The 12227-nt window shown below is 42.4% G+C and carries 14 protein-coding genes; 1 reads left to right on the forward strand and 13 read right to left on the reverse strand.

Features of this window, described 5'->3' with window-relative positions; translation table 11 throughout:
• The 10 genes from E7204_RS03690 to rpsB all read right to left on the reverse strand — a co-directional run.
• Positions 1 to 163 (reverse strand): flavodoxin-dependent (E)-4-hydroxy-3-methylbut-2-enyl-diphosphate synthase (locus E7204_RS03690; RefSeq protein ID WP_295181680.1); only part of this gene is annotated, 163 nt, incomplete at its 3' end.
• A gap of 14 nt (positions 164 to 177) precedes the next feature.
• Complete coding sequence (gene rseP, locus E7204_RS03695) at positions 178 to 1197, reverse strand: RIP metalloprotease RseP (protein WP_295181657.1); 1020 nt, start codon at positions 1195 to 1197, stop codon at positions 178 to 180.
• Between the two features lie 8 nt (positions 1198 to 1205).
• Positions 1206 to 2351, reverse strand: a complete 1146-nt coding sequence (locus E7204_RS03700; protein WP_295181659.1) for a 1-deoxy-D-xylulose-5-phosphate reductoisomerase — start codon at positions 2349 to 2351, stop codon at positions 1206 to 1208.
• A 122-nt stretch (positions 2352 to 2473) separates the two neighbouring features.
• Positions 2474 to 3286: a phosphatidate cytidylyltransferase gene (locus tag E7204_RS03705; RefSeq protein WP_295181661.1), complete on the reverse strand. Its 813-nt coding sequence runs from the start codon at positions 3284 to 3286 to the stop codon at positions 2474 to 2476.
• Between the two features lies 1 nt (position 3287).
• Positions 3288 to 4064 carry an isoprenyl transferase gene (locus E7204_RS03710; protein ID WP_295181663.1) on the reverse strand — a complete coding sequence of 259 codons (777 nt, stop codon included), beginning with the start codon at positions 4062 to 4064 and terminating at the stop codon, positions 3288 to 3290.
• Positions 4042 to 4302, reverse strand: coding sequence for a hypothetical protein (locus E7204_RS03715; RefSeq protein WP_295181665.1), 261 nt, complete (start codon positions 4300 to 4302; stop codon positions 4042 to 4044). The genes E7204_RS03710 and E7204_RS03715 overlap by 23 nt, the downstream gene beginning before the upstream one ends.
• Positions 4302 to 4862, reverse strand: a complete 561-nt coding sequence (gene frr, locus E7204_RS03720) for a ribosome recycling factor (RefSeq protein WP_295181667.1) — start codon at positions 4860 to 4862, stop codon at positions 4302 to 4304. Before frr ends, E7204_RS03715 begins: the two co-directional genes overlap by 1 nt.
• On the reverse strand, positions 4862 to 5590 hold the full coding sequence (gene pyrH, locus E7204_RS03725; protein ID WP_021841031.1) for a UMP kinase: 729 nt from the start codon (positions 5588 to 5590) through the stop codon (positions 4862 to 4864). The genes frr and pyrH overlap by 1 nt, the downstream gene beginning before the upstream one ends.
• A 69-nt stretch (positions 5591 to 5659) precedes the next feature.
• Positions 5660 to 6340, reverse strand: a complete 681-nt coding sequence (tsf, locus tag E7204_RS03730; protein WP_021841032.1) for a translation elongation factor Ts — start codon at positions 6338 to 6340, stop codon at positions 5660 to 5662.
• A gap of 272 nt (positions 6341 to 6612) precedes the next feature.
• The gene (rpsB, locus tag E7204_RS03735) at positions 6613 to 7395 is read right to left on the reverse strand and encodes a 30S ribosomal protein S2 (RefSeq protein WP_127058672.1); all 783 of its coding nucleotides are present in this window, start codon (positions 7393 to 7395) and stop codon (positions 6613 to 6615) included.
• A gap of 72 nt (positions 7396 to 7467) precedes the next feature.
• Between rpsB and E7204_RS03740 the strand changes: the two genes are divergently transcribed.
• Positions 7468 to 7686 (forward strand): hypothetical protein, encoded by a 219-nt coding sequence (locus E7204_RS03740; RefSeq protein WP_295181672.1) that lies wholly within the window; start codon positions 7468 to 7470, stop codon positions 7684 to 7686.
• 300 nt (positions 7687 to 7986) lie between these two features.
• Here the strand turns inward: E7204_RS03740 and E7204_RS03745 are convergent, their stop codons facing one another.
• The 3 genes from E7204_RS03745 to E7204_RS03755 all read right to left on the reverse strand — a co-directional run.
• Positions 7987 to 9843: a YadA-like family protein gene (locus tag E7204_RS03745; protein WP_295181674.1), complete on the reverse strand. Its 1857-nt coding sequence runs from the start codon at positions 9841 to 9843 to the stop codon at positions 7987 to 7989.
• A 309-nt stretch (positions 9844 to 10152) separates the two neighbouring features.
• A complete protein-coding gene (locus E7204_RS03750; protein WP_295181676.1) occupies positions 10153 to 11472 on the reverse strand; it encodes a gluconate:H+ symporter in 1320 nt (439 codons plus the stop codon).
• A gap of 59 nt (positions 11473 to 11531) precedes the next feature.
• Positions 11532 to 12227: FGGY-family carbohydrate kinase (locus E7204_RS03755; protein WP_295181678.1), on the reverse strand; the 696-nt coding region annotated here is incomplete at its 5' end.

Raw genomic sequence — 12227 nt, forward strand, 5'->3', positions numbered from 1 at the left:
GCACCAAATCACAGCCCGCCTCGCCTAAACGATTAATTTCGGCAATCGCTTTTTCCGTTTCCACCGGATTCGTTGTAATCATGGATTGAACGCTGACCGGTGCAAAATGACCAATCGGTACGGAACCCACTTTAATTCGAGTTGTTTCTTTTCTGTTAATCATAGGTAACTCCTATATTACAGACGGCTAATGTCATGAGTCGTAGCATATACAAAGAGAGCCAATAAAATGAAAACCCCCGTCATTTGTATATAATACAATGCCTTCGCCGGCAAACGTCGTCTCGTAATTCCTTCAATGATTAAAACAATTAAATGTCCACCATCTAATGCCGGAATCGGCAATAAGTTGATGACACCTAAATTCAAACTTAATAAGGCGGTAAATTGAAGCAAGTTCCAAAAACCGCTTTCCGCCACTTGACCGGCCATTTGGGCAACTCCGATAGGTCCGGCCAATTCCGCATTGGCGTGGCCGGTAATCATGGACCAAATACCGTCCACCATACTAACTAAAACAAAACCGGTTGTATGTACGGCCTGAATAGCCGACTCGCCCACACTTAAAGGTTGGGAGTTCATAACCGGATTAATACCGATAACAGCACGTCCGTCGTCACCCACCGCTTCCGGAATGGCCGTCAATTCATGGTTAACACCGGCGCGATTTACTACAATCGGTACAATTGTATTCGCCGTGCCTTGCAATGTTTTGGAAATATCTGTCCATTCATTAACAGGCTTACCGTTAATAGACACGATACGGTCATTAAGTTCCATCTGTGCGTTAATAGCGGGCGAACCATTCATCATGTTCCCAACTACCGGTTCCATAGACGGCGTCTGAATACCGTTGGCTACGTAAACCATAAAGAATAGAACTAAGGCCAATAAAAAGTTAAATACGGCACCGGCGGCAATAACGATAAAACGTTTCCATACCGGTTTATTTAAAAACGAACGGTCATCGAGCGGTTCTTCCGGATCCATACCGGCGATTTTGTTATAACCGCCTAAAGGAATGGCACGAATAGAATATAATGTTTCGCCCTTGCGTTTTTTAGCAATAGCCGGTCCGAAACCGATGGCAAACTCATCAACACGCATACCGCTGGCTTTGGCCGTAATAAAATGACCGAATTCATGAATAAACACAATAATGCCAAATACGAAGATTGTGGCAACAATAGTTAACATAATCTCTCCTATTTAATCAAAGCCTTGGCTGTTTCACGAGCCCATAAATCAATTTCACGCAAATTTTCAAGCGTAAAGTCCGGTTCTGATTCCATTTTTTCTAAAACAGCCAAAACTGTTTTGTAAATATCGGCAAACTGTAATTTACCGTCGAGGAAAGCATATACCGCAATTTCATTGGCTGCATTGAATACAGCCGGTTTAAAGCCCCCTGCCCGGCCGACTTCAAAAGCTAAATTAAGAGCCGGAAAATCGTCGTAGCGAGGTGGGAAAAATTCTAATTTTAAAGCATCAGCAAAGGTAAGAGTATCCATCTTAAGCGGTTTTCGTTCAGGATATGTCAGGGCATACTGAATCGGTTCACGCATATCAGGATTACCTAACTGAGCCAAAATGGCACCGTCCTTCATCATAATCATGGAATGAACAATGCTCTGCGGATGAACGGTAACTTTGATGTGGTCAAAGTCAAAGCCGAACAACCAATGTGCTTCTATCACTTCAAGTCCTTTATTAAATAAAGTGGCTGAATCGATAGTAATCTTATTGCCCATATTCCAAGTGGGATGACGCAAGCAATCAGCGGCCGTAGCGGTAGCAATCTTTTCAGACGGCCATGTGCGTAGCGGTCCACCCGATGCCGTGATGAGCAGTGAGTCAACGTTTTCACGCGTCTGACCTTCCAAGCATTGGAAAATCGCACTGTGTTCACTGTCAATCGGTAACAATTGCACCCCATATTCTTTGCATAAGGCCGTTATAAGCGGACCACCGGCTACCAAGGTTTCTTTATTGGCCAAACCGATTGTCTTCTTCGCCTTAATAGCTTCAACAGTTGGCTCAATGCCGGCGGCGCCCACTACAGCGGTCACCACTAATTCAGCACTAGGCAAGGTAGCGGCTGCAATTAAGGCTTCTTTGCCCCCCACCAATTTTGTCGGACCTTGGTATCGTTTTTTTAATTCTAAAAACGCTGTTTCATCTACAAGGCCGGCAATTTCCGGTTGAAATTCTTTAATTTGAGCTTCCAATATATCCACATTTCGATATGCTACCAGCCCTTTTACCGAAAATAAATCGGGATGCTGTCGTACTACATCCAAAGTTTGCGTGCCGATAGAACCGGTACTCCCAAGAATACTCAGTGTTTTCATAGAAACTCCTTTGCTTATCTTTGTACTACTATATTTATATTACTAACGGTTTAAGTATTACTAACGGTTTAAGTCTTACTAACTTAACGCTGTTATACTGTTCTCTATTTATTATATCGCGATTACAAAAGGTAAACCAATACCATTGGTGCTGAAAATAATAAGCTGTCAAAGCGATCGAGTACACCGCCATGGCCCGGTAATAAAACGCCGGAATCCTTAACGCCGCAAGCGCGTTTTAACTTAGACACAAATAAATCGCCCAAAGGTGCTGCAATACCGGTTAAAAGGCCGGCCCCGAGCCCCAAGGAGAATGGAATCCCTACGATTACAGCGTAAATAATACCGGTTAACAAACAACCGATAAAACCGCCTACATAGCCTTCTAAGGATTTATTGGGACTGATATTCGGTACAATCTTACGTTTACCCCATTTAACGCCCGCAAAATACGCAAATGTATCGCTGGCCCAGGTGGTAAGTAATAATAACCAAATAACAAGTTCGCCTATATGCGCATTAGCTAAACCAATCGGTAATAAATCATAGAGAGAGTTTTCACGTAATGCCATAAAGGCAGCAAAGCCGCCGTTTATGTAAAAAAATCCTAACATGGACGTACTAATAACGGACAAATCCAGTCTGGCCGGCCCAAAGATATACAATAAGCCTATTACCAATACTGAAGCTGCCCCCGCAATAATGGCCCATTTATATAAGCCAAAAGTGATAGCACCCATCATAAGGAGTGTAAACAAATAACCCCAGCGCTCCGGTAACACTACCTTAGTCTTACGAAGCATGCCTACATATTCCCGCCAGCCTAATAAAGCCAGCAAAAGAATAATGCCGTTAAAAATATAACCGCCTGCCGTAATTGCAATAACTGCTATTACTAAGCCGATTAATGCCGTAATTACACGAGTTTTCAGCATATTATTCCTCCGTCTTTAAACCGCCGAAGCGCCGTTCTCGTTGCTGGTAGGCATACACAGCATCCAATAAAGTTTGAGCTGTAAAATCAGGCCAATGAGTTTCGGTGAACCAAAACTCGGCATACGCCAATTGCCATAACAGGAAATTACTGATTCGATAGTCATTGCTTGGACGAATCAATAAGTCTACATCACTGAATTCTTTGGTAAATAGATGTTCACTAAAAGATGATTCATTAATATCTTCAATGGCCATAGTGCCGGCAGCCACTTCGGCTACCGTAGCTTTAACAGCTCGTACTATTTCATCGCGTCCCCCATAGTTAATGGCTAACTGTAAGGTAAGACCCGTATTATTCTTAGTTAATTGTTCTGCATCAGCAATAATCTGTTGCAATTCTTCGGATAAACCACCAATATAGCCGATAAAACGAATACGCACATTATGTTCATGCATATCTCGTACATTACCGAGCAAATATTCGCGAATTAAACTCATCAATAAAGACACTTCTGTGGCCGGACGTTTCCAGTTTTCCGTGGAAAAACCATACACAGTTAAGGCTTTAATGCCGATTTCATCGGCAGCAATCACAATTTTCTTTAATACATCAGCACCGGCACGATGTCCCATCGTACGCGGTAAACCACGGCGTTTCGCCCAACGACCATTGCCATCCATAATAATAGCTACATGGTGAGGTATATTGTTAGGATCCAGTGTAACGCCTGACGTTGACGCAGTTCCTTCTTTTTTACGAAGTAAATTCTTTAGCATATTGTACCTCAGTGCAATTTTCAAAACCGCTTGCTATCATAGGGCGATACAGCAACACTTGCCATGTGCCCGTTTCCTCTACATAGGTCACTCGGCCTACATAAAAATCATTGTCAGCAACAGTAAAAAATCTATTGTAGTTCTCACCCATAGTTACTGAAAAAGGGATATTGGCAGCCTGCAACATCTTCTGTGCAAGCTGCCAAGGTAATCCAACAATTAAGTTTGGCGTATTCATTATACTTCCAATACGTCCTTTTCTTTCTTGTCTTTTAAGTCATCGATAGCTTTAATTTTTTTATCCGTTAATTTTTGGATTTTTTCTTGACCTTGTTTAGCATCATCTTCGGTGATAGTTTTTGCTTTTTCTTCTTTTTTAAGGGCATCGTTAGCATCGCGACGAATGTTGCGAACGGCAACTTTAGCTTCTTCCGCTTTTTTGCTTACTACTTTAACGAGTTCTTTACGACGTTCTTCCGTAAGCTGAGGAATAGCCAAACGAATTGTATCACCGTCATTGCTTGGGTTAAGGCCTAAATCGGATTGTAAAACTGCTTTTTCAATTGGTCCAATCATGGATTTTTCCCATGGTTTTACCAAAATTAAGCGTGGTTCCGGTGCCGTTACATTGGCAACCTGATTGATTGGCGATGGTGTGCCATAGTAATCAACCATAACTTTGTCCAATAAGGCAGTACTGGCGCGACCGGTACGAATGGAAGCAAACTCATGTTTTAAAGCCTCAATGGTCTTGTCCATACGGCCTTCTTCACGGGTTAACAGTTCTTGAATTTCCATTATTCTTCACCTCTTACAATAGTACCAACAACTTCCCCTTTCGCAGCGCGTGTGATATTGCCCGGAATATCCATGCTGAACACTACGATTGGAATATTATTATCCTTACACAAGGTCGTAGATGTTGCGTCCATAACTTTAAGTTCGCGACTGATTACGTCCATGTATGTAAGCTCATCAAATTTCTTAGCATCCGGATTGGTGCGTGGATCCGAATCATATACACCGTCAGCAAATTTCTTAGCCATCAAAATAGCATCGGCTTCGATTTCCGCAGCGCGAAGTGCAGCTGTAGTGTCGGTGGAGAAATACGGATTACCCGTTCCGGCAGCAAAAATAACGATACGACCTTTTTCCAAATGACGGATTGCACGGCGACGAATGTATGGTTCAGCTACTTCTTGCATAGCAATAGCCGTCTGAACACGGGTAGCCGCACCGGCATTTTCAAGGGCGTCTTGTAATGCTAAGGAGTTCATTACAGTGGCAATCATCCCCATGTAGTCAGCAGAAGCACGGTCCATGCCTTTAGCACTGCCGGCGAGTCCACGCCAAATGTTGCCGCCGCCTACTACGATAGCAATCTGCAAGTCCGTTGTACGGGCGATTTCAGCGATTTCTTTAGCAATTTCTTCTACTACTAACGGGTTAATACCAAAGCCCTGATCACCGGCTAAGGCTTCACCACTCAACTTCAAGACGATACGTTTAAAATTTCTATTACTCATTGCTTTATTACTCCTCTGCTATTACAAAATAAGAGAACACGTGACGGTGTTCTCTTATCTCTTTAACTCTTATTGACCAGCGGCTGCACGAACTTCAGCTTCGAAGTCGTCCTGACGCTTTTCAATTCCTTCGCCTAAAGCGTAGCGAACGAAACGACGTACGTTAATGTTTTCACCGATTTTAGCGATTTTTTCAGTAATAACATCAGTAATAGTTTTGTCACCATCTTTAATGAAAACTTGTTCCATAAGGCAGTTTTCTTTATAGAATTTTTCAACGCGACCGTTAACCATTTTTTCAAGAACAGCCTGAGGTTTTGGTTTGCGACCTGCTTTTACGTCTTCTTCAGCTTCTGCTTTAGCTTGTTCTAAAAGAACAGCTTTTTCGTGTTCAATAACTTCGGCAGGAACTTCTTCACGGTTCAAGTACGCAGGGTTTGCTGCTGCAATCTGCATAGCAATGTCTTTAACGAGAGCTTGGAAGTCTTCGGTTTTAGCTACGAAGTCAGTTTCGCAGTTAACTTCAACAAGAACACCAATACGTCCGCCACCATGGATATAAGAAGAAACTACGCCTTCAGCAGCAATACGACCGGCTTTTTTAGCAGCAGCGGCTAAGCCTTTTTCACGAAGTAAGTCAATTGCTTTCTGAATATCGCCATTAGCTTCGGTTAATACTTTTTTGCAATCCATCATGCCTGCGCCTGTAATTTCGCGCAATTCTTTTACTAATGCAGCAGTAATCGCCATTTAATATATACCTCCTATACAATAATTAAGGTAAGGTCATAAAGCCTTACCTTAATTTTATATCGTTCTACATTTTTTATCAAATAAATTTTTGCCGATTATATATAATTTTGTGAATTCTCCGGTTTATATATTCCACATAACAGCCATAATGCTGTTTTTGTGAAAATTATAGACCGTAAAAAGCCTATTTATTAAATATTTTTGAACAAAACTTTATTTAACGTATGATACATTTTAAGTTTGTAAAGCTGTGCTTTTAAAAGCTCTTATTAGCCCTGACCGTCTTGAACCATGTCAACGGAGTCAGAAACCATTTGTGCTAAAGCTTGATCGGCAGCTTCCTGGTGTTCACCCTGGTCATCCAAGGATTCGCCCTGGCGGCCTTCCAATACAGCGTCAGCCATTTTGCCTGTTAACAATTTAACGGCACGAATAGCGTCATCGTTTGCAGGGATTGGGAAATCAATTTCGTCTGGGTCACAGTTAGTGTCAACTGTAGCTACTACAGGGATACCCAATTTTTTAGCTTCTGCAATGGCGATGCGTTCTTTTTTAGGGTCAATTACGAATAATGCGCCCGGCATTTTAGGCATATCTTTGATACCGCCGAGGTATTTTTCCAATTTTTCCATTTCATGACGTAAGCCGATAACTTCTTTCTTAGGAAGAAGTTCGAATGTGCCGTCTTCAGCCATTGTTTCAAGCTGTTTTAAACGTTTTACACGAGTTTCGATAGTTTTGAAGTTAGTAAGCATACCACCTAACCAACGTTCGTTTACATAGAACATGTTAGCGCGGATAGCTTCTTCTTTAACGGATTCCTGAGCTTGTTTCTTTGTGCCCACGAAAAGAATTACTTCACCGTTCTGAGCAACTTCACGAAGGAAATCGTAAGCTTCTTCTACTTTTTTAACTGTTTTCTGAAGGTCGATGATATAAATACCATTACGTTCAGTGAAGATGAACTTAGCCATCTTAGGGTTCCATCTTCTTGTCTGGTGACCGAAGTGTACGCCGGCCTCCAATAATTGTTTCATTGATACTACTGCCATGTTGGCACCTCCTGTTAAATAAACCTCCGCAGCGTCATATCCGAGTATAAATCAGGAAAAGCCCTGACACAGATGTCGGATCAGATCTGCGTGCGTAATTTCATACTTTATGAGTATATCACACAAACTGTTGCTATGGCAAGTGGTTCGGTGCAGTTTCTTTTAATTATCTCGATGTGGGATGATGGCCGGGATATGGACGATGTGGCACACGTTCTTGCTCCAGGTTTTGCAAGCAAAAAAAGTCGCTTCGAACGTGTACCACATCGTCTTCCCTATCATAGCGCCTAGGCCATCACCCCACATCGTACTCAACCAAAATACTTTGCACCGAACTACTAGCCTAATAGCAAAGGTTCGTGTGCTATAAAAGTATTCAATTGGTGGGGATGTGGACTCTGAGTACGATCTTGCTCAGGTTTTGCAAGCAAAAAAAGTAGTGTCGTATAGGTTTAATTGTTGTATTCAGTGTACAGGGAGAGGTGTACTTAAGCAAGGATTTTGGGAGGATATGCTTAGTACGTGTTGTTTCCTTTGCAACGCTGAATTGGCTTAACACTTATACGGCACTTGTGTAGTTATTAAAAATAGTTACACCGAGAGTTTTGTCATTAATAGTTCAAGTTTTTGACGGAGTTCTTCGTTTTCTTGAGCTAGTTGGTCTATTTTCTGATTGGCGATTTGGTTTTCTTTTTCCAACAGGGTCATTTTATCGTTAAGTACATAAACGGTGCTGATTGGCGCCATGCGTTCATCGTTAAGATACGCACGACGTTTTTCACTTGGTCCCACTTTGAAGGTTGCGGACACGTTATACATATTGTCATTATTGCCCACGCTGGTTCCTACAGCAAAGAGTACGTCTTCATTCGGTTGATAGGACGCGCCTAATGCCATTGCCGAAGCCTCACGGTAAAAACCACCGGCCACCGAGAAGTTTAATTTACTGCTCGGATCAAAAGCGAGGTTTCTTAATCCGGCTAAGGCCGCCGACATAGCGCCGACTTTGTGCATTTCCCCTTTCATTTGGGTAACATCCCGTTCTATGTTGTTAACTTTTCCCTCAATGTTATCCACTCGATTATTCAAATCAGCAATCTGATTCGTATGATTGTTTATAACAGTTGTAAAACCATTCGTATATTCTTTCACGGTAGCTTCAATTGAATTTTCAACCGAACGCAGCTGTGCCACATTAACGGCATCGCTATCTTCCGAACCGGCCGCCACATTGATAATTTGACGCTTCATATCATCATTACCTACCGAAACAGCCCCTACATTACCTTTAACTGTATTGGCAATAGCGGCTTTATCGGTATCTTTGGATTTATCAGCCCCATACACTTGTTCATCCGCCGCGGAGGCATCAGATACTACCGATACATCTTTTAAACTATAACGATTGGCTATGGACTGACTGCCTAAGGCTACGCCATCTTGAGTTTCCACAAAAGAATTTGCGCCTATAGCTATACTGCCTGCACTGGTAGAATCAGCTTGACGACCGATGGCAATAGAGTCGGTATTGCGTGCATGGGTATCGGACCCCATAGAGATTGCGTAATCGCCACCCGCATTGGCATCATTATTCGCTGTTGCGTTACGCACCGTATTGGTACCGATAGAAATGCCGTGAAGGCCCGCCGTTTGCACATTATAACCTACTGATGTTGAAAATTTACCATCCGCCTGAGAATTAGGTCCCAATGATGTACTTCCTTCCGCTGTAGCAATAGAATGAGTGCCTAACGCTACGGCGTAGGTATTCTGAGCTCTTGCATCATTACCGATAGCGGTCGCATTCATGCCATCTGCTTTGGCAATGGTGCCGAATGCCGAAGCGCCCCAACCGTTAGCATGGGCTTGGTTCCCAATAGCCGTATCACTTTCACCTAAAGCTTCGGCCTGTGGTCCAAGAGCCGTCGAAGCTATACCTTCAGCTTTAGTTTTTAATCCGATAGCAATACCGCGCCTGGCTCCCACATGAGCTTCTTTACCCACTGCAATAGCATTATTCATATTGTAAGTCGTATCAAAATACGTATACGTCTCACTCATAGAGGCTCCACCGAGTGCAATACTGTTTTCGCCAATGGCGTTTGCTCCGTTGCCAAAAGCTGACGCATTTAAACCGTTTACTTTAGCTCCCGCACCTACAGCCGTAGCGCCACTCCATTTTGTTTCGGAATTAACACCTATTGCTATGGATGTCTGACCATTTGTTTTGCGCTTATCGCCGTTTGTCATAGTATCGCTATAGTTGTCAGCCGGCAATACATTAGCATTAGTGCCAATAGCTATGCCATGAGCAGCCGTGCCGGCTACATTAGCACCATTGCCGGCAACAACACTGTTCACCGCCGCAGCCATAGTTTCATTTACGCCACATACAGCAAACGCCCCCAAAACGAGCAAAGTCAGCATATCTCTTTGTTTCTTCTTCATTAATACCACCTAATCAACCTTACAAAAAATGAAATTAATCACAATATTTTCATATTATAAATTAATTCAAATTGCAAATCAAGTGGTTATATTTTTATGTGATAAATCTATTATTAAGATAGGTTTTTATTATTAAAATTATTCTACAATATGCGGTTATATTAAACATTATGTGAATAAAAATAATATATTATATTACACAAATTGAATATAAATAAAAGTAACAATTTATTAATTTTCACAAGATTTCAACAAAAAAGGTTGCTCCCTGAGGAAGCAACCTTTTGATTGTAACTTATATAGTTGTTATTAAACAAATAAATTCAAGATTTCTACACCGATGAGACCGCATACGGCAATGGCTGTTTCTACGGCACACCAGGTGCGTACTGTTTGTTTAACAGTAAGGCCGAAGAATTCTTTGAAGAGCCAGAAGCCCGGATCATTCGGTGGGCTGAAGATAACGCTGCCCGCACCAACGGCTAATACCATAAGTTCAGGGCTCACGCCGGTAAGCGGAATGAGCGGCGCTACGATACCACCTGCTGTAAGAGCTGCTACAGTAGCAGAACCTACGGCGATACGAATAACGGAAGCGATAATCCATGCCAACAATAATGGGGACAAGTTAGCACCCATTACCAAGTGACCGATGTAGTCGCCTACACCGCTGTCGATGAGTACTTGTTTCAACGCACCGCCGGCACCTACGATGAAGAGAATCATGGCAACGGTAAGAATTGCTTTTTCAGAAGTTTCCATAATTTCTTTAGTAGTTTTGCCACGAGCATAACCAAAGGTGTAGAAGGCTACAGCGATGGAAATAGTCAACGCAACGCTTGGGTCGCCGATGAAGTTGAAGATATGCATGATTGGCGCATCTTTAGGAATGCCCATCATTTTACCTACGGCGCTGATAGCCATCAAGATAACCGGTGTTAAGGCGGTTAAAATACTGCTCATGAAGGAAGGCATTTCTTCATCAGAGAAGTTTTTATCATTGTGAAGGCCTTCAGGAATTTCCGTTTTAATGTCTTTTACTGTATTGTACAGTAACGGACCGGAAATAATAACAGTTGGAATACCGATGATTAAACCGTAAATCAAGGTTTTGCCGATATCGGCGTTAAAAATAACGGAAATCGCGGTTGGACCCGGATGTGGTGGCAAGAAGCCATGAGTTACGGATAAAGCGGCAGCCATCGGAATACCTACTTCGAGAAGCGGAATATCAGCTGCTACCGCAATGGTAAATACCAATGGAATTAAAAGTACGAAGCCGATTTCGTAAAATAAAGCGATACCAACAATAAAACCGGTTAAACAAACTGCCCATTTTACATTTTTACGACCAAACATATTAATCAATGTGGTAGCAATACGCTGTGCCCCGCCGCTGTCAGCCATGAGTTTACCGAGAATGGCACCGAAGCCGACTACGATTGTTAAGCCGCCTAAGGTTGAACCCAAGCCTTTTTGAATAGTAGGGAAAATTTTGTCAATCGGCAAGCCTTCGCCGAATGCCAACAAAATACACACTAAAATAAGGGATAAAAAGCTATTCAACTTCACTTTTACAATAAGGAAGAACAATAGCACGATGCCTAATGCCAATATAACCAGTGGCATAAAAGCGCCTCCTTTCATATGAACCGACACAATAGTTCAACAAGAAAATAAAAAATATATTATAAACGATTGAACGGATGGTTCTGTTGGAAGTTTACCAAACGAGCCAAATCATCTTTCATATTTACATATAAAGACTCATAAATTTTGAACAAATCGTCATATACTTCGCGATTCGCTTCCTTTGGCGTGTACACTTCTTGAGCCGTAACGAGTGTAGCTGTATCTTTAATGTCCTTTAACGTACCGTCAGAAATGAAGCCTAATACGGCTGCGCCGAAGGATGCCCCTTCACTGTTTGTCGGCAAAGTAATGTTTTCATTAAAAATATCAGACATAATCTGAAGCCATAATTCGGATTTGGTGAAACTACCGCTGACGCGAATGTCTTTAACTTCTTCAAAATCACGTAGAGCCTGCAATACACAAAGAAGGCTGTAACAAATACCTTCCATGGTAGCGCGAATCATATAAGAACGGCTGTGATTTAAGGATAAACCGATAAAAGCACCGCGTAAATCGGAATTCCAATATGGTGCACGCTCACCGGTAAAGAACGGCATCAAGAGTAAGCCGCCGGAACCGGCCGGTACATGACGAGCTTTCATGGTCATCAAATCATATGGATCCACATCGAGTTGTTCCATCTGCGGGCCATGCAAGTGAAGAATGCGGTCACGCATCCAACGCATGATGATGCCGCCATTATTAATGGCACCGCCGGCTACCCACATGTCATCGGTTAAGTTATAACA

Origin of the sequence: Veillonella sp., from assembly GCF_015058545.1 — a bacterium.
GTDB lineage: Bacteria > Bacillota > Negativicutes > Veillonellales > Veillonellaceae > Veillonella_A.